General features: G+C 68.9%; 17 protein-coding genes. 4 read left to right on the top strand and 13 right to left on the bottom strand.

The genetic code is table 11. The features are described from left to right. Positions 1-45: 45 nt before the first annotated feature. The 13 genes from ACTOWY_RS24765 to ACTOWY_RS24705 all read right to left on the bottom strand — a co-directional run bounded on the left by ACTOWY_RS24765 (position 46) and on the right by ACTOWY_RS24705 (position 13351). Positions 46-654: a hypothetical protein gene (locus ACTOWY_RS24765; RefSeq protein WP_441312059.1), complete on the bottom strand. Its 609-nt coding sequence runs from the start codon at positions 652-654 to the stop codon at positions 46-48. 49 nt (positions 655-703) lie between these two features. After that, entirely contained in the window at positions 704-1339 is a 636-nt protein-coding gene (locus ACTOWY_RS24760; protein WP_441312058.1) for a DUF6801 domain-containing protein, read from the bottom strand. A gap of 209 nt (positions 1340-1548) precedes the next feature. Then, positions 1549-2217 (bottom strand): hypothetical protein, encoded by a 669-nt coding sequence (locus ACTOWY_RS24755; protein WP_441312057.1) that lies wholly within the window; start codon positions 2215-2217, stop codon positions 1549-1551. A gap of 25 nt (positions 2218-2242) precedes the next feature. Further along, positions 2243-2788 (bottom strand): hypothetical protein, encoded by a 546-nt coding sequence (locus ACTOWY_RS24750; protein WP_441312056.1) that lies wholly within the window; start codon positions 2786-2788, stop codon positions 2243-2245. Then, positions 2785-3999, bottom strand: coding sequence for an MCE family protein (locus tag ACTOWY_RS24745; RefSeq protein ID WP_441312055.1), 1215 nt, complete (start codon positions 3997-3999; stop codon positions 2785-2787). The genes ACTOWY_RS24750 and ACTOWY_RS24745 overlap by 4 nt, the downstream gene beginning before the upstream one ends. Next, entirely contained in the window at positions 3999-5069 is a 1071-nt protein-coding gene (locus tag ACTOWY_RS24740) for an MCE family protein (protein ID WP_441312054.1), read from the bottom strand. The genes ACTOWY_RS24745 and ACTOWY_RS24740 overlap by 1 nt, the downstream gene beginning before the upstream one ends. A gap of 188 nt (positions 5070-5257) precedes the next feature. Beyond that, on the bottom strand, positions 5258-6337 hold the full coding sequence (locus ACTOWY_RS24735; RefSeq protein WP_441312053.1) for an MCE family protein: 1080 nt from the start codon (positions 6335-6337) through the stop codon (positions 5258-5260). Next, complete coding sequence (locus tag ACTOWY_RS24730) at positions 6334-7323, bottom strand: MCE family protein (RefSeq protein WP_441312052.1); 990 nt, start codon at positions 7321-7323, stop codon at positions 6334-6336. The genes ACTOWY_RS24735 and ACTOWY_RS24730 overlap by 4 nt, the downstream gene beginning before the upstream one ends. Beyond that, positions 7320-8339, bottom strand: coding sequence for an MCE family protein (locus ACTOWY_RS24725; protein WP_441312051.1), 1020 nt, complete (start codon positions 8337-8339; stop codon positions 7320-7322). The genes ACTOWY_RS24730 and ACTOWY_RS24725 overlap by 4 nt, the downstream gene beginning before the upstream one ends. Then, a complete protein-coding gene (locus ACTOWY_RS24720; protein ID WP_441312050.1) occupies positions 8336-9586 on the bottom strand; it encodes an MCE family protein in 1251 nt (416 codons plus the stop codon). Before ACTOWY_RS24720 ends, ACTOWY_RS24725 begins: the two co-directional genes overlap by 4 nt. A 10-nt stretch (positions 9587-9596) precedes the next feature. Continuing rightward, a complete protein-coding gene (locus tag ACTOWY_RS24715; protein WP_441312049.1) occupies positions 9597-10838 on the bottom strand; it encodes a DUF6801 domain-containing protein in 1242 nt (413 codons plus the stop codon). A gap of 3 nt (positions 10839-10841) precedes the next feature. After that, complete coding sequence (locus tag ACTOWY_RS24710; RefSeq protein WP_441312048.1) at positions 10842-11462, bottom strand: DUF6801 domain-containing protein; 621 nt, start codon at positions 11460-11462, stop codon at positions 10842-10844. A 398-nt stretch (positions 11463-11860) separates the two neighbouring features. Beyond that, positions 11861-13351, bottom strand: coding sequence for an MFS transporter (locus ACTOWY_RS24705; RefSeq protein WP_441312047.1), 1491 nt, complete (start codon positions 13349-13351; stop codon positions 11861-11863). A 101-nt stretch (positions 13352-13452) separates the two neighbouring features. Here ACTOWY_RS24705 and ACTOWY_RS24700 point away from each other — a divergent pair, with 101 nt between their 5' ends. From ACTOWY_RS24700 to ACTOWY_RS24685, 4 genes are all read left to right on the top strand, one after another. Continuing rightward, entirely contained in the window at positions 13453-15966 is a 2514-nt protein-coding gene (locus tag ACTOWY_RS24700; protein WP_441312046.1) for a DEAD/DEAH box helicase, read from the top strand. A 161-nt stretch (positions 15967-16127) separates the two neighbouring features. Further along, positions 16128-16478 carry a RidA family protein gene (locus ACTOWY_RS24695; protein ID WP_441312045.1) on the top strand — a complete coding sequence of 117 codons (351 nt, stop codon included), beginning with the start codon at positions 16128-16130 and terminating at the stop codon, positions 16476-16478. After that, entirely contained in the window at positions 16475-17110 is a 636-nt protein-coding gene (locus ACTOWY_RS24690; RefSeq protein ID WP_441312044.1) for a helix-turn-helix transcriptional regulator, read from the top strand. Before ACTOWY_RS24695 ends, ACTOWY_RS24690 begins: the two co-directional genes overlap by 4 nt. Continuing rightward, positions 17107-18063, top strand: coding sequence for a threonine ammonia-lyase (locus ACTOWY_RS24685; RefSeq protein WP_441312043.1), 957 nt, complete (start codon positions 17107-17109; stop codon positions 18061-18063). The genes ACTOWY_RS24690 and ACTOWY_RS24685 overlap by 4 nt, the downstream gene beginning before the upstream one ends. Positions 18064-18343: the final 280 nt, after the last annotated feature.

Raw genomic sequence — 18343 nt, 5'->3', positions numbered from 1 at the left:
ACCACCGTGACGACGGCGGTCAGGGGCGGCCAGTTCAGCGGGCGATCACACCACGCGCTTGAGGTTGAGGCTGATGGTGTTGTCCGGACCGGGAATCATGAAGTTGATCAACAGTTCGGCCAGGTGGCAGTTGGCGAAGTCCGGGATGGTGTAGGCGCCGCTCAGCTTGCCGCCGGTGAGCGGGTTGAAGCCGGGTTCACTGGTCAGGTCGATCTGCATCGGGGCCTTGCTCTGGCACTTGTCCCCGACCGGATACGGGATACCGCCCGCCTTCACATCCCGCAGCCGCAGCACCACCTGCGAACTGGAGGTCACCACCCCGCGGACGATCTTGCCGGTGGTCTGCCCCTGCGGCAGGAAGTCGATCGTCGCGGTCACCGGGATCAGCCCGAAGACCTTGAACTCCGAGTGCGCGGGCGGCAGCACCAGATCGCCCTTGATCTCCCCGGTGGCCGCGGTCAGGTCCACCGCCAGCGAACCGGGACCCAGCGGCAGGGTCGAGCCGGTCTTCTTGACCACGCTCTGCCCCTCGACGGAATAGTTGATTTTCACCGCCGCACCGTCTGGTTCCGCCGCCGCGCCACCGGCGAAGGCCAGCAGGCCGATCAGGGCCACCGCGAGCACCCGTAACGCCGACTTACCCGATCTCCTCATGGACTTTCCCTCCACGGATCGAACCGAACCTACGGAATTCGCATTTCGCTTACCTGGCGGCGGTAACCGGAATCCGGGCGAGCAGCGGGTCCTGACCGGCGTCCTGAGTACAGGGCAGGTCGAAGGTGCCCAGTTCGGTCGGGGACCCGTCCGCCTTGCGCGGGGTGAGCTTGGAGAAGTGGTTGCCGATGCTGACCCCGATCGCGCCGGGGTTGCGCACGCCGATGCCGGGCACCGGGCCGCGGGCCACCGTGACCAGGTCACCGGTCTTGGGCACCGGGGTGCTCGGGATCTTCAGGCTAGGCAGGGTGACGTCGATCAGGGTGCCGTTGGCGTCCACCGCGAGCAGTGCCTCGGCGTCGCCCTCGATCGTCTCGGCCTCGAAAAGCAGCAGCGCCTGGGCGGTCGCCTCGGGCACGGTGATGGTCGCGGAGAGGTTGGTGGCGCGCATGAGTTCGCCGACCTTGACCGTCTCCGGCATGGTCACCTCGATCTTGGTGGTCAGCGAGGACGCCCCGATCAGCGGGAACTCACAGGTGTAATTCAGCGTCTTGGTGATCACCCCGGCGGCCTTGGCCGGGGCGCTGGTGCCTGCGTCGGCGACCCCGCCGGTGAGCACCAGCGCGGTGGCGCCGAGCACGGCGGCGGCACGTCGGGACAACCGTGCGGAGAATGCGGCTCTCATATCGGACGTCTCCTTTGACATCAAATCTCAGAGAGGGGAACGGCTGATCCGCGGATGCCGCACAACTTGCGACGAAACGGAGCCTACTCGCAAGTAGGTAACGTCACAAGAAATTCCGTGCCCTTACTGTGATCCGATCACAGAAACGTACTCGGGTGATAATTCAGCCGGGTCGGTCGCATGGTGGAGTTGTCATCTGAATGCAGTCCTCAGCGCGGTTGTAGTTCGGTGATCAACCATTTCTCGCCGACCTTGCGGGCGGTGACGCCGAGCTGGGCGGCCGAGGCGGAGGTCTGGTTGTTGTCGCCGCGGGTGGCGGTCTGGTCCAGGAAGACCAGCAGCACCGCCCGCTCGGCGGAGAGTTCGCGCACCCCGGTGCTGACCGCCTTGGTGGCCAGCACCAGTTTCTGTTGCGGGGCCTGCTCGCGGACCTGGGCGAACAGCGCGTCGTACTGTGCCCGCGCGGCGTCCACCAGCACCTCGCTCGCGGCGGCCTCGGTGCTCGCGGTGTCGTCGTGCCGGTAGGAGAACACCCGGCGCAGCGCCTCGGCGACCTGTCCGGCCACCTCGGCCGTGCCCGGTCCGTTGACCAGGGCCTGATTCCGCGCCACGGCGCTGTTGTTCGTCCGCCAGCCCTGCACCAGGAAGAAACCGGCCAGCAGTGCGGCGGCCACCGCCAGCGCGATCAGCCAGCGGGCCAGCGGCGACCGGGTCGTCCGGGACCGGACCTGTGCCACGACAACAGGTCCGGCCCCGGACTCGGCCGGCGGCTCCGCCTCCCGTTCCCCTGCAGAACGGGTGGTGGTGCGCACCGGACGGGATCCCGCCACCGGGGGCCTGCGCCGTTGCGGGGCGGTGGCGCGTCGGGTGGGTGCCATCGGAAGTCCTTTCCGCACAGGGAGATCAGGAGGCGGCGACCGGCACCGGGCCGAGCGCGCTGAGCTTCCAGCCGGTCTCGGTGCGGGTCAGTTCGGCCTGGAACCGGTTGCGCTTGGTGGTGGCGGCCGCGCCGTCCGGGGCGACCTCGATCTCCACCGCGGCGAGGAGTTTCGCCTTGCCCGCGCGGTCGTCCAGTTCGGTGATGGCGGCGTCGGTGACCCGCCCGGTGGTGACCGTTTTCGTCTCCTCGATCTGTTTCTTGCTGGCCGCGCCGGTGCTGCGCAGCTCCTCGTGCAGGGCGCCGGTGGAGGTGTCCAGCCAGCGGCGCATGCCCTCGTCGACCCGGCGGTAGTCCAGGCTGTTGAACTCCGCGACCGCCCGCTCCCCCACCGCCCGCACCTGCTCGCGCAGTTCGGCGAACCGGACGTTGTCCCCGGCGGCCGAGGCCAGCCACCACCAGCCGGAGCCCGCGGCGAGCAGGACGGCGGTGACAGCGGCGATCACGGGCAACCGCAACGGCTTCCGGGTGACGACGGGTTCGGTCACATCCGGTCCGGCGTGTTCGCTCATCGGTTTCCTCCCGGCAGGCCGAGCAAACCGCGCAACGTGGCGGTGTCTGGGTTGAGGCTGTCCTGTTGTGCGGGCAGCCAGTGCGAGGTGGCGGCGGGTGGCCTGCCGCCCTTGGGGGCGTTCTGGGCGCCGCGCACGCCGGTGGGGTTGCCGCGGGGCAGGGTGCAGGCGGCCTGGGTGTTGAGCGGTGTGCCGGGGCTGGTGACCAGGCCGTTGCGGTACTCGGTGCCCTGGTAGCCCTGGGTGCAGGGCAGTGGGTTGAAGTAGGTGACGGCCATGCCGAAGTGCGCGCCGTCGGCCTTGACCACCGAGGTGCCCGCGGCCACCGCGGCCGGTGCGGTGAACAGCAGCTGTTCCAGTCCGGCGTTGCGGGTGACCAGGACGTTGGCCGTGGTCAGCAGGTTCGCGATGACCACGCCGAGGTTGGGGCCGGACTCGCGCAGCACGGCGGAGACCTGTTCGGAGACCGGCGGCACCGCGGCCACCACCCGGCGGAAGTCGCCGTCGGACTCCTTGAACTGCTGGGCGAGGAGTTTGGCGTTGCGGGTGAGGTCCTTGAACGCCTGGGACTGCTCGGCCTGGGTCTGCAGCACGGTGCGGCCGTCGACGAAGAGTTGTTTGGTCTGCGGCAGGTGGGTGATCGCGGCCTCGGTGAAGGAGCCGGCGGAGTCCAGGATCTGCTGCAGGTTGCGGCCGGCGCCGGTGAAGGCGGTGCCGAGTTCGTCGACCACGGTGCGCAGCGAGTCGGTGGGCACCGAGGCGACCAGGCCGTCCACCGCGGCCAGCACGTGCTCGACCGGTTTGGGAATGCTGGTGTTGCCCTGGCTGATCACCGCCCCGGCTTCGAGGTAGGGCGCGCCGTCGCGGCGTGGGCGCAGGTCCACGAACTGTTCGCCGACCGCGGACCGGTTGGCCACCACGGCCTCGGTGTCCGCGGGCACCTGGGGTCCGCCGTCGTCCAGGATCAGATCGACCTCCACGCCGCGGGCGGTCAGCCGCAGTGGCCCGACCCGGCCGATCGGCACGCCGCGGTAGGTGACCTCGGCGTTGGTGAAGATGCCACCGGAGTCGGCCAGTTGCACCCGCACGGTGTAGCCGGCGTAGCCGAACCAGCGGTCCAGCCCGGCGTAACGGGCGCCGACGTAGGACACGCCGATCAGCGCGACCAGCACGAAAACGCCGATCTGCCAACGGATCCGGGCGGTGAGCATCAGCGGGTCCCCGTTCCGATCGCCGGGACGCCGTCCACGGGTGGCAGCGGTAGCACCGGTTTCGCCCCGTTCTCCGGTGTGGGCGCGGTCTTGGGCGCTTCCGGTCCGGGGTTTTTCACGTGCAGGGTGAGGTAGGTGTTGAGGTAGTCGCCCTTGATCGCGTTCAGCGCGGCGTCCGGGAACGGGTAGGTGAACAGGATCTCCAGCGACTGCGGCAGGTTCTGCCCGGCTTCGACGAGCCGTTGCAGGATGGGTTGCAGTGCTTTGAGATCGGCCACGAAATCGTCCTTGCTGCGGCGCACGGTTTCCACCGCGACCTTGCCCATCCGGTCCAGCGCGGACAGCATCGCCACCATCGACTCGCGCTGTTCGTGGAAGACCTCCAGGCCGCCGCCGAGGTCGGTGATGGCCTTGTCGATCTGCCCGGTGCGCCCCGCGAGGACGGTGTTGAGCCGGTTCATCCCGTCCAGCGCCTTGGTCAAACTGTCCTTGTTCTGGTCCAGCTGGGTGACGAATTTGTCCATTGTGGACAGCAGGGATTTGAGCTGGGTCTCGTTGCCCTCGAAGGCGGCGGCGAGTTCCCGGCTGATGTCCCGGAGTTGTTGCACGCCACCGCCGTTGAGCAGCAGGGACAGCGCGCCGAAGACCTCTTCCACCTCGGGGTTGCGGTTGGTGCGGCCGACCGGGATGACCGCGCCGTCGACCAGGGTGCCGGTGTCCGCGCCGGGTTCCTTGGGTTTGGCCAGTTCCACGTACTTCTCGCCGAGCAGGCTGGACTGCCGCAGCCGGGCCAGCGCGGAGGCGGGCAGTTTCACCTCGCCGTTGACCGCGACGGTGACATCGGCGGTGCGACCGTCCTCGGTGAGCTGGATCCGTTCCACCTTGCCCACGGTGACGTCGTTGACCTTCACCGCGGCCTGCGGCACCAGATCGAGCACATCCCGGAACTGCGCGGTCACCCGGTACGGCCGGTCCCCGAGGTCCGCCCCACCAGGTAGCGGCAGGTTGTACAGCCCATCAAACCCGCCAACCCCACACCCACTGGCCAGCACCGCGACCAGCCCCAGCACCACCGGAGTGTTGGCCGTTCTGGTACGCCGGTTTGGCCGAAGTGGTACGGCCACTCGGGTCAGCTGGGGATCGGGGAGCGGCGCCGCGCGGCGGGCACGTACGAGTTCGGCCAACCTGGCGTACCACTTCGGCCAACACACCGTACGACAACGGCCAACACACCGTGCGTGAGCGGGTGGGGTGGGCATCACTTGCCTCCGGTGGGGAGGGTGTGCAGGTCGCCGACCACCGGGAGGGGGAGGACGGGGAGGTTTTTCTGGTCGGTGGCGGGGGTTACCGGGATGAGGCGGGCTTTGGTTTTGGGGGCTAGTTCGTTGAGGTTGACTCGGCCGTCGATGGTGCGGGTGGCGGGGTTGTAGGCGTTGAGGAGGTTGGTGATGGCCAGGGGGGCGACGTCGACGGCTTCGGCGAGGGCGGCGCGCTGGTCGGCGAGGACCTTGGTGATGCCGGTGAGTTTGTCCACTGTGGACTTGATCCGGCCGCGGTTGTCCCGGACGAAGTCGCCGACCTGGCCGAGCGCGGCTGGCAGTTCGGCCAGTGCGGCGCGCAGCGCGTCCCGGTCGGCGGCCAGGAACCGGGTGACCTCGGCGAGTTGTTGTTCGGCGGCGACGACCTGGTTGTCGTTGCGGGCCAGCATGCCGGTGAACTTGGCCAGGTTGTCCACGGTGCCGAACAGGTCCACCTGCGAGCCGTCCAGGGTTTTCGCGGCCTGGCCGAGGTCGTTGAACAGCTTGTTCAGCGCGGCCCCGTTGCCTGCCAGGTTGGCCGCGCCGGTGTCCAGCAACCCGGAGAGCGCGCCGTTCTTGTTGGCGCCGTTGGGTCCCAGGGCGGTGGCGAGTTTCTCCATGCTCTCGTAGAGCTGGTCGAGTTCGACCGGGCTGGCGGTGCGCTCGACCGGGATGACCGCGCCGTCGGCCAGCTGCGGTCCGCCGTTGTAGGTGGGGGCGAGCTGGAGGTAGCGGTCGGAGACCAGGCTCGGCGCGACCGAGACCAGCTTGGCCTGAGCTGGGGCCTTGACCCCGCTGTCCAGGGTGAACTCCACCTTGACCCGCTGGCCTTGCGGCTCCACGACGTCGATGGTGCCGACCCGGACGCCGAGCATGCGCACGTCGGATCCGGCGTACACGCCGACCGCGGCGGCGAACCAGGCGGTGGCCCGGACCTTGTCGGCCCCGGCCCGCCACCACAGCCCGGCCGCTCCGGCGACCAGGGCCAGCACGGCCACCCCGATCAGCAGTTTCACCTTCCGACCGCGGATCCAGCTCATTTGCCGCCTCCCTTGGGTGGCACGCAGCCCTCTTCGCCGGTGGTCGGCGGGAGCAGGCCGCACATGTAGCTGTCCACCCAGCGGCCGTTGCCGGTGGCGTTGGTGAGCAGCCGGTAGTAGGGGCCGGAGCGCGAGACTGCCTTGGTCAGGTTGTCCTGGTTGCGCTGCAACACTTCGGCGACCTTGTCCAGGCGGTCCAGGGCCGGGCCGAGCTGGGCCTTGTTGTCCTGCACCAGTCCGGTGAGCTGGCGGGCCAGGTCGCGGATGCCGGTGAGCAGCTTGCTGATCGCCTCGCGCCGCCTGCGCACTTCTTCCAGGAGCTTGTTGCCGTCGGCGAGCAGGGTGGCGATTTGCTCGTTGCGGTCGCTCACGGTCTGGCTGATCTTGCGGCTGTTCTCCAGGACCTTGGCCAGTTCCTGGTCCCTGGAGGCGATGGTGGTGGACAGCGCGGACATCCCGTCCAGGGCCTTGCGCACGTGCTCCGGCGAGTCCCGGAAGGTCTCGGAGAGCACGGTGAAGCTCTCCGCCAGCTGCTTGGTGTCGATCTTGCCGATGCTGTCGGTGAGGCCCTGGAAGGCGTCGCTGATGTCGAACGGGGTGGCGGTGCGCTCGCGCGGGATCGGGGTGCCGGTGTCCAGGCTGCCGCTGCCCTGCGGGTCCAGCGCCAGGTATTTCTGGCCGAGCAGCGTCTTGATCCGGATCGAGGCGCCGGTCTTGTCGCCGAGGTCGACGCCGGAGACCTTGAAGTGCACCGAAACCCGGTCCCCGGCCAGTTCGACGGTGCTGACGTTGCCCACTTTCAGCCCGTTCACCCGGACCTCGTCGTCCGGTTTGAGCCCGGCGGCCTCGGTGAACTCGGCCTGGTAGGTGGCGCCGCCGATCAGCGGGATGTCCTCGACGAAGAAGGTCGCCAGCACCAGCGCGCCGATGGTGGTCAGCCCGGTCAGGCCGACCAGCAGCGGGTTGCGTTCCCGGAAGGGCTTCATCCCTTGCACCTTTCCTGGGTGAGCGGGATGCCGACCGGCGGCCCGCCCTGGGCCGGTGGCACGCCGGGCGCGGAGGCCGAGCAGAGGAAGAAGTTGAACCAGGACCCGTAGGAGCCGATCCGGCCGATGGCCTCGAACTTGGTCGGCAGCCGGTCCAGGAACTCGGTCAGCAGCTTGGGCTGTTCCATCAGGTTCCCCGACAGCGCGCCGAGTCCGGCGATATCGGCCTTGAGCGGGGCGCGCGCCTTGTTCAGCAGGTCGGCGGTGGCGCCGGACAGCTCGGACATCGAGCTGATGGCCTCGCCGATGGGTTTGCGGTCCGCGGCCAGTCCGCTGACCAGCTTCTGCATGGTGCCGATCAGCGTGGAGAGCTGGTCGCCGCGCGAGTTGACCGTGGTGAGCACGGTGTTCAGGTTGTTGATCAGGTCCCCGATCACCTTGTCCTTGGCCGCGATGGTGGAGGTGAGCGAGGCGGTGCGGGCGAGCAGGCTGTCCACGGTGCCGCCTTCGCCTTGCAGCACCTGGACGATCTCGAAGGACAGCTTGTTCACGTCCTCCGGGTTGAGTGCCTGGAACAGCGGCTTGAACCCGTTGAACAGCATGGTGAGATCCAGCGCGGGTTTGGTGCGGTCCAAGGCGATGGTGCCGTCCGGCGGCAGCGTGGCGGTGGTCCCGTTGCCCTGGTCCAGGGCCAGATAGCGTTGGCCCACCAGGTTCCGGTAGCGGATGGCGGCGGTGGCCGAGGCGAAGATCCGCCGCCTGCCCTCGACGGAGAACTGCACCTCGACCACCCCCCGGCCGGCCAGTCGCAGTCCCTCGACCTTGCCGACCCGGACTCCGGACATGCGCACGTCGTCGCCCTCGTTGAGCGAGGTGACATCGCTGAACCGCGCGGTGTAGAAGCTCGCGCCGACCGCGGTGGTGTTGGAGATGGTGACCGCGAGCAGGGCGGTCACCAGCACGGTGAGCACGGCGAAGACGCTGAACTTGAGCAGTGGCGCGGTGAGTCCCCTCACTGGAGGGTCACCTCCGTTCCCCGGTAGATCGCGCCGAGCAGCACGCCGCTCCAGGAGGGCACCTGATCGGCGGCGCGGCCGAGCGCGGGGGCGAGCAGCTGGGCCAGGAACTGGCTTTCCTGCGGCGAGTTGGCCAGGCCGAGGTCGGCGGTGTCGCCGGTGACCGGCAGCGCGACCGTTGTGCCGCCGGTGGGCGGGGTGCCGAAGGGGTAGCAGCGCGGTCCGCCGCGGTCCCGGTAGACCGGATCGTCCTTGCCCGCCTTGTATTCCCCGCGCGCGGACACCGGGTGCAGGTTCACCTTCAGGCCCGGCCGGTCGGTGCCCGCGCCGAAGGCCGCGTTCATGATCGGCTTGAACCGGGTGAGCGTGTCGGCCAGGCACGGCCAGGCTGGCGAGTACTTGGCCATGGTCTCCAGGGTGGCGCGGCTGGCGTCGGACAGGCGGATCACGTTGTCCTTGTTGGCCCGCAGGAATCCGCCGAGGTCGTTGGCGGTGGCGCCGAGGCTGCGGTAGAGCAGTTTCAGGTTCTCCCGCTGTTCGACGAAGGTCCTGGTGGTGACGGTGAGGTCGGTCAGCGCGTCCAGTGCGTCCGGGATCGCGGTGCGGTAGGTGTCGGCCACCTTGACCAGCTCGCGCATGCCCTCGGTGAGCGCGGGCACCTCGGGGTTGATCTCGCGCAGGTAGTGGTCCAGCCGCACCAGGTTCTGGCCCAGTGCCTTGCCCCGGTTGGCCAGTGCCGCCGACATCGCGCCGAGGGTGACCGAGAGCTTGTGCGGCTGCACCGCTTCCAGCATCGGCATCAGGTTGGCCAGCAGGCGTTCCAGTTCGACCGCGGTGGCCGAGCGGTCCTGCTCGATGACATCGCCCTCGCCGATGGTCTGTCCGTTGGACTCGGCCGGTAACACCAGCGCGACGTAGCGTTCGCCGAAGAGGGTCTTGGGCAGCAGCCGGGCGGAGACGTTGCTGGGGATCAGTTCCAGCTTGTCCGGCTGCATGGCCAGTTCCAGCTCGGCCCCGGATCCGCTGCTGGAGATGCGTTTCACCGAGCCGACCACGAGCCCGCGCACCTTGACGTCGGACTCGGTCATCAGCTGGTTGCCGATGTTGTCGGTGCGCAGCAGCACCGGGACCGCGGAGCTGAGGTCGCCGCGGTAGACCGCGACGGTCAGCCCGAGCAGCAGCGAGATGATCACCAGGAACAGCAGGCCGAGCAGGCGGCCGCGGAGGACGTGCGGATTGGACGGCATGGGGCGGCCTTCACTCGTATCCGACGAAGGTGAGGTTCAGGTTCAAGGTGTTGCCCGGCCCGGAGATCAGGCCGGTGAGCAGCGAGTCCAGCGGCTCGGTGACGCCGCAGTTCGCGTAGGGCGGGATGGTGTAGGTGGCGGTCATCGGCGTGGGCCGGGTGGGCAGGAACGGCGGCGGCGGGGTGGCCGAGATCAGGTTGATCACCGCTGGTTCCACCGTCTTGCAGTTCGGCCCGACATCCAGGGGCACGCCGCCGACCTTGACGTTCTTGAGCTTGAGGAACATCTTCGAGGTCGCCTTGACCTGGCCGCGTTCGATGATGCCCTCCACCTGGCCGACCGGCTCGAACTCGATCACCGAGTTGTTCGGCACGAACTTGAACAGCACGAAGTAGCCCTGGGACGGCGGCAGGGTGAGGTCGCCCTTGATCTCGCCGACCGGGAGTTTGATGATCACCTCGGTGAGCATCTCGCCGGGTCCGATGTTCAGCTCGGAGTCCAGCTTCTTGATCCGCGTCTTGCCCTCGACCTTGTACCGGATCCGCCGCGCGAACGGACCCACCTGGCCGTCGCCGGGGGTGCGCACGCCAGTGCTCGGGATGGTCGGGCCGGTGGTGGGCGAGGTGGTGCTGGTGCCGGGCACGGTGGTGCCGGTGCGGCCGGTCACCGGGAACTTCGCCAGCTCGCCGCTCTGGCCGGAGTCCTTGGCGCACTTGAGGATCAGCGGCGCGGCGGTGGCGTCGTCGGTGGAGGAGCCGACGGTCAGCGTCAGGTCGGTCGCGGCCAGGGTGAGGTCGCCGGGCTTGCTGGGCGTGATCGCCGGGGCCTTGCCGGTGGCCACCACCTTCAGCTCGCCTTTCTCCGGCACCTCGGTGGCCGCGATGGCCAGTTCGGGCGCGGTGAGCGCGCCGGTGACGCCCGCACCACTGGCGGTCAGGCCCAGGACGGCGGTGCCGACCACGGAGCTGGCGCCGCCGAGGGCGGGCCGCACCGTCTCGGGCAGGGTCGCGGTGACGGTGAGGGTGGACTGGACCGGCACGCCGACCGAACCACTGGCCGGGACCACCGCGGCGACCTCCGTGACGACCGCCTGGGCGGCCAGGTCGGGCGCGGTGCAGGTGTAGGCGATCCGGCGTCCTGGCGAGTCAGCGGCCGCGCTGCCGTCGCCGACCAGGGACACGCCGAGTGCCAGCACCAGGATCGCCGCGGCGGTGACGGCGCCCAGGCGGTGTGCCGGTCCAGTCCTGATCATCTGTTACTTCCTCGCCGCGGCGACCGGGATCTCGCCGAGCTTCTGGTCCTGACCCGGGTCTTCCTTGCAGGGCAGGTCGAAGGTGCCCAGTTCGGTGGGCGTGCCGTCGGCCTTGCGCGGGGTCAGCTTGGCGTCGAAGCCGTTGCTGACGATCGCCTCGGCCTGACCGGGGTTGTCCACCGTGGTCGGCGGCACGTCCCCGGAGGCGGGCACGGTCAGGTCGCCGGTGTCCGGGATCGGGGTCGAGGGCACGGTCATGCCGTTGATGTCGACCGTCTTGCGCACCCCGGCCGCGTCCTTGACGTCGAAGTGCGCCACCGCCGAACCGTCCAGGCTCTTCGCCTCGAACAGGTCGAAGGCCTCCACGATCCGCTCCGGCACCAGCACGCTGACCTTGAAGTCGGTGGCCTGGGCCGGCTGGCCGACCACGGCCGAGTCCGGCAGGTTCACCGAGATGGTCACCAGCAGCTGGTCGGGGCCGATCAGCGGGAACTCGCACGTGTAGGTCAGGGTCTTGGTGACCGGCGCGGCCTGGGCCACCCCGGTGCCGACAACGGCCAGGGCGAGTCCGGCCAGCACTGCTGTTGTTCGAGTCAGGATCTTGGTCAAGTGGCGGGTAGCCATGTGAACTTCTCCCTTGGTCAGCGAGCGTCATTGTTCGCCGAATTCACTCGAACGACTCGTTGACAGAAAAATCCGGGGCAGGTGGAGTCGCCGAAAGAAACCCGGAAGGCAGGGGACTGTACAGCAGGTGACCTGCACGAACGGCCTCCTACTAGCCGGTAGGTTACTGTCGCGTGTCATAGCTAGGCAAGAACCAGGTGGAGAAAAATCCCCCAAGAGGCCAACATTCGGCCGGTTTTGTCACCAGACTGACAATCGGTTCGGCCGAACGTGCTCACCAGGGCACGGATTTCCGGGCCCCAGTTGTCAGCGCATCAAAATAATGACCCGATGGGGTGATATGGGCGCACCCATTCCCCGGCATAGGCGTTTGCGATACCGCCGAATTCCGGCTGCGACTAGCCCGAACGTCCGGCCTGCGCCGCCGACAACGGCCGCGCGACCGACTCGAGGGACTTGCCGGCGGCCTCCACGCCGAGCACCAGCTCGGCCACCCCGCCGAGCATCATCACCGCCGCGCCCAGGTAGTAGCCCAGCGCCACGTTGCCCGGACTCCCGGTCTCCACCATGGCGCCGAACAGGGACGGGCCGATGATGCCGCCGAGCCCGGTGCCCACCGAGTAGAACAGCGCGATCGCCATCGCCCTGATCTCCATCGGGAAGATCTCCGAGACCGTGAGGTAGGCCGCGCTGGCCCCGGCCGAGGCGAAGAAGAACACCGCGGACCAGGCCAGGGTCAGCCCGGTGGCCGAGAGCACGCCGTTGGCGAACAACACGGCGGTGCCCACCAGCAGCAGGCCGGAGCCGAGGTAGCAGACCGAGATCATGATGCGCCTGCCGACGGTGTCGAACAGCGGCCCGAGCAGCAACGGCCCGATCAGGCTGCCCAGCGCCAGCGGCACCAGGTAGCCACCGGCCAGCGCGCCGGGGATGTCGAAGAACCGGCCGAGCACCAGCGCCTGGGTGAAGTAGACCGCGTTGTACAGGAACGCCTGGCCGATGAAGAGCGCGAGACCGAGCAGCGTGCGCCGTGGATAGGTGCGCACCATGGTGGTGGCGATCTCGCCGAACCCGGTGCGCTTGCGCTGCTTGACCCGGATCGTCTCGGTGACCGGCCGGAGTTCCTTCCCGGTGTCCCGCTCGATCCGCTGCTCGATCTCGCCGACCAGTCGCTCCGCTTCCTGCTCCCGGCCGTGGATGAACAGCCAGCGCGGGCTTTCCGGCACGGTGCGGCGGACCAGCAGGATCGCCACGCCGAGGATCGCGCCGAGCCCGAAGGCGATCCGCCAGCCCACGTCGGCGGCGAAGTAGTCCGGGTCCAGCAGCACCAGGCTCAGCCCGGCGCCGACCGCGGCCCCCGCCCAGTAGGAGCCGTTGACCGCCAGGTCCACCCGGCCGCGCAGCCGGGCAGGCACCAGCTCGTCGATGGCCGAGTTGATCGCCGCGTACTCCCCGCCGATGCCCGCGCCGGTGAGAAAACGCATCAGGAAGAACCACCAGGAGCCGAAGGAGAACGCGGTCAGCACGGTGGCGACCAGGTAGAGCACCAGGGTGAGCAGGAACAGCTTCTTCCGGCCGAACCGGTCGGTGAGGTAGCCGAAGACCAGCGAGCCGAGCACCGCGCCGGCCACGTAGCAGGAGGCGGCGAACCCGACCTCGAAGTCGGTCAGCCCGAGCCCGCTGCCCGGTTCGGTGAGCCGCTCGGCCAGCGCGCCCACGATGGTGACCTCCAGCCCGTCCAGGATCCACACCGTGCCCAGCCCGAGCAGCACCACCCAGTGCCAGCGGGCCCACGGCAGCCGGTCCAGCCTGGCGGGCACCGCCGTCTCCACCTCGCCCGCCGCCGGGGGCCCGCCGCGGCGCGGGGCCTGTTCGTCACCGACACGCATGCCAGCCGGAGTACCCGGCCGATCACCGGCTACTCCCCGGCGCGACACATCGACCCCGGTAGCTGCACTGGTCAGCCCGGTAGGGCACGATCGGGGGCACCATGACGCTCACCGAACACCTGCCGGACGGCCAGGACCCCGACGCCCTCTTCGACGCCTTCAGCACCTGGGCCGCGGGCCAGGGCATCGAGTTGTACCCGGCGCAGCAGGAAGCGCTGATCGAGATCGTCTCCGGCGCCAACGTGATCCTGTCCACCCCGACCGGCTCTGGCAAGAGCCTGGTCGCCGCGGGCGCGCATTTCGCCGCCCTGGCGAACAAGCAGCGCACCTTCTACACCGCGCCGATCAAGGCCCTGGTGTCGGAGAAGTTCTTCGCGCTGATCGAGATGTTCGGCCCGGAGAACGTCGGCATGATGACCGGCGACTCCAGCGTGAACGGGGACGCGCCGATCATCTGCTGCACCGCGGAGATCCTGGCCAACATCGCGCTGCGGGACGGCGCGGACGCCGAGGTCGGCCAGGTCGTCATGGACGAGTTCCACTTCTATTCCGAGCCCGACCGCGGCTGGGCCTGGCAGGTCCCGCTGATCGAACTGCCCAAGGCGCAGTTCCTGCTGATGTCGGCGACCCTGGGCGATGTCAGCCGGTTCGAGACCGACCTGACCCGGCGCACCGGCCGCCCCACCACCGTGGTCAGCTCGGTCGAACGCCCGGTGCCGCTGTTCCACTCCTACGTGACCACGCCGCTGCAGGAGACCATCGAGGAACTGCTCTACACCCAGCAGGCCCCGATCTACGTGGTGCACTTCAGCCAGGCCGCGGCGCTGGAACGGGCCCAGGCGCTGATGAGCATCAACGTCTCCAGCCGGGCGGACAAGGACGCGATCGCCGCGCAGATCGGCAACTTCCGGTTCACCGCCGGGTTCGGCAAGACGCTGTCCCGGCTGGTCCGGCACGGCATCGGCGTGCACCACGCCGGCATGCTGCCCAAGTACCGGCGCCTGGTCGAACAGCTCGCCCAGGCCGGCCTGCTCAAACTGATCTGCGGCACCGACACCCTGGGCGTTGGCATCAACGTGCCGATCCGGACCGTGGTGTTCACCGCGCTGAGCAAGTACGACGGGGTGCGCACCCGGATCCTCAAGGCGCGCGAGTTCCACCAGATCGCCGGGCGGGCAGGCCGGGCCGGGTACGACACGGTCGGCAACGTGGTGGTCGAGGCGCCCGATCACGTGGTGGAGAACGAACGCGCGCTGGCCAAGGCCGGGGACGATCCGAAGAAGCGGCGCAAGGTCGTGCGCAAGAAGCCCCCGGAAGGCTTCGTCTCCTGGGGCGAGCCGACCTTCCAGCGCCTGGTCGAGGCCGAGCCCGAACCGCTGACCTCCAGCTTCCAGGTCAGCCACGCCATGCTGCTCAACGTGATCAACCGCCCCGGCGACGCCTTCGCCGGCATGCGGCACCTGCTGGAGGACAACCACGAGGAACGCCCGGCCCAGCTCAAACTCATCCGCAAGGCCATCGCGATCTACCGCGCGCTGCTGGCCGCCGGTGTGGTGGAGAAGCTGGACACCCCGGATGAGGAGGGCCGCACCGTCCGGCTCACCGTCGACCTCCAGTTCGACTTCGCGCTCAACCAGCCGTTGTCCCCCTTGGCGCTGGCCACCATCGAGCTGCTGGACCGGGAATCCCCCACCTACGCGCTCGACGTGGTCTCCATCATCGAGTCCACAGTGGACAATCCGCGTCCAGTCCTGTCCCAGCAACAGTTCCGCGCCCGCGGCGAGGCCGTCAACAAGATGAAGGCCGAGGGCATGGAGTACGAGGCGCGGATGGAAGCCCTGGAGGAGATGACCTGGCCCAAGCCCCTGCAGGACATCCTGGAGGCCGCGTACAACATGTACCGGCGCGGCCACCCCTGGGTCGCCGACCACGAGCTGTCGCCGAAGTCGGTCGTGCGCGACATGTACGAGCGCGCCATGACCTTCGTGGACTACGTCGCCTTCTACCAGCTCGCCCGCTCCGAGGGCCTGGTCCTGCGCTACCTGGCCGATGTGTACAAGGCGCTGCGCCAGACCGTGCCCGACGACGCCAAGACCGAGGAACTCACCGACCTGATCGAATGGCTGGGCGAACTCGTCCGCCAGGTCGACAGCAGCCTGCTGGACGAGTGGGAACAACTCCGCAACCCCACCGACGAGGACTCCCCCGACCAGCCCATCGCGGACCTCGGCCCACCCCCGGTCACCGCGAACCCCAGGGCCTTCCGGGTACTGGTGCGCAACGAACTGTTCCGCCGAGTGGAACTGGCGGCGCGGCGGGACTACTACACCCTCGGCGAGATCGACGCGCACGCCGGCTGGGACGCGGACCGCTGGCAGGACGCCCTGGAACCGTACTTCGAGGAGTACGCGGAGATCGGCGCCGGACCGAACGCCCGCGGGCCCGCGTTGCTGATGATCAACCAGGACGAGTACCCGGGGCAGTGGGTGGTGCGGCAGATCTTCGACGATCCGGCCGGGGACCACGACTGGGCGATCACGGCTGAGGTGGATCTGGCCGGGTCGGATGAGACGGGGACCGCGGTGGTGCACGTGACCGAGGTGGGCCCGGCCTGAGCGGGATGCCGCACTGGCCTCGTCTCTGCCGGCGAGTTGGGCCAACTGGTACGCCGGTTTTGCCCAAGCGGGTGTACCAGTTGGCCCAAGTGGTACGAGAGAGCTGACGCTGTCGCGCAAGTCACCGTGGACACTCCGTCCAGGCGTTGTACATTTTGTCCATGACTGACGAGCACCCCTACTCGACCGCGTTCCGCAGTGGCGACCTGGTCGCCGTGTCCGGACGACTCGGCGTCAGCGAGCCCGGGGTGCTGGTGCCCGGCGGGTTCGCGGCCGAATGCGCGCAGGCGTTCGCGAACCTGGACGAAGCCCTGGCTTCAGTAGGGGCGACCCGCGCGGATGTGGTGCAGGTGACCGCGTACCTGACCGACATCGGCGACCGGAGTCTGCTCAACGCCGCCTTCGCCGGGTTCTTCGGTGAGCCGCGACCGGCGCGGACCTGTGTCGGGGTGGCGTCGTTGCCCTACGACGCTTGCGTGGAGATCGACGCGCTGGCCCGGGTCCAGGGATGACCAGCGAACGGGACGCGATTCTGGCCGCGCTGGAACCAGTCGTGGACGGGATCGTGGCGACGTTCGGGGACTGCTGTGAGGTGGTGGTGCACGACTTCCGGCAGCCCGAGAACTCGGTGGTGGCCATCGCGGGCAGTGTGACGGGGCGCAGTGTCGGCGGGGCGATGAGTGAGATCGGGATGGGGTTGCTCGCGCGGGGTGACGCGGCCGAGGACCAGCTCAACTACATCACCAGAACCGCGGCCGGGAAGATGGTCAAGTCGTCCACGATGTTGTTGCGGGACAGCCAGAATCTCGTGTTCGGCGCGTTGTGCGTGAACCTGGACCTCAGCGGGCTGACCCAGGTCCAGCAGTTGCTGGGCGGGCTGGCGGGGGTGGCGGCGCCGGCGGCCACGACCACGTTCGGGGACGACATCGACCTGGTGATTGACTCCATTGTGGACAGTCGGCAGCTGGACCATGGACGGTCCTGGGCCGAGTTGAGCCGGGAGGAACGGCTCGCGTTGTTCCGGGATCTGGAGCAGCGCGGGGTGTTCGCGGTGCGGCGGGCGGTGCCGCGCGTGGCTGCCCGGCTGGGGATTTCGCGGGCTTCGGCCTACGCCTATCTTGCCGAGACCAAGGAGAACGCATGAGCACGCTGCCGGTTTCCCTCGCCGATGTCCGGGAGGCCGCCGCGCGGCTGGCGGGGGTGGCGCATCGGACGCCGGTGCTGCGCTCGCGTCAGCTGGACCAGCTGGTCGGCGCCGAGGTGCATCTGAAGTGTGAGAACTTCCAGCGGATCGGGGCGTTCAAGTTCCGGGGCGCCTACAACGCGGTGTCGCGGTTGTCCGAAGCCCAGTTGCGCAAGGGGATCGCGGCCTACTCCTCCGGCAACCACGCCCAGGCGGTCGCCTTGGCCGCGCGAGAATTCGGCAGCACCGCGGTGATCCTGGTGCCCGCGGACACGCCACAGTCCAAAAAGGACGCCACCGCGGGCTACGGCGCGGAACTGGTGACCTACGACCGGTTCACCGGGGACCGGGTGGCCATCGGCAACAAGCTCGCCGCGGATCGCGGGCTGACGTTGATCCCGCCGTACGAGCACCCGCACGTGATCGCCGGACAGGGCACGGCCGCGCTGGAACTCCTGGAGGAGGTCGCGGAGCTGGACACGGTGCTCACGCCGATCGGCGGCGGTGGGTTGATCGCGGGCAGCGCGACCGCGGCCAAGGGGATCTCGCCAGGGATCCGGGTGGTGGGCGTGGAACCCGCGGCCGGGGACGACACCCGGCGGTCGTTGCTGGCCGGGGAACGGGTGCGGATCCCGGTGCCGAGGACCATCGCGGACGGGCAGGCGGCGGAGATCCCCGGTGAGCTGACCTTCTCCATCAACCGGCACCTGGTGGATGAGGTGGTGCTGGTCAGTGATGACGAGATCCGGGCGGCGATGCGGTTCGCGTTCGAGCGGTTGAAGATCGTGCTGGAGCCGAGTGGGGCCACCCCGCTTGCCGCGTTGATGACCGGGAAACTGGCTGGGGCGCAACGGGTTGGCGCGATCCTCTCCGGCGGGAACATCGATCCGGAACGGTTCGCCAGCCTGCTCTAGGCAAGTCCATACCTCACCGGCGTGTTGGCCGTTGTCGTACCCAGTCTTGGCCGAACTGGTACCACTTGGCCCAACTGGTACGCCCACTTGGGCCAACCCGGCGTACCAGTTGGGCCAACTCGCCGTCCGGAACGGCCAACTCGCCGTCCACAACGGCCAACAGTGAGGATGGGGTTGCATCCGTGAGGATGTACCCGGTGGTCCCTGGCCCTGGTCTGACCCTTCGGCCAACCGGTCTCGTGCCTTTGTCGTGATCTGTCGTCCAGTGCCGGGGACCATC

It is taken from the genome of Crossiella sp. CA198, from assembly GCF_052078295.1.
Taxonomy (GTDB): domain Bacteria; phylum Actinomycetota; class Actinomycetes; order Mycobacteriales; family Pseudonocardiaceae; genus Crossiella.
This window is presented reverse-complemented; position numbering and strand designations above follow the sequence as displayed.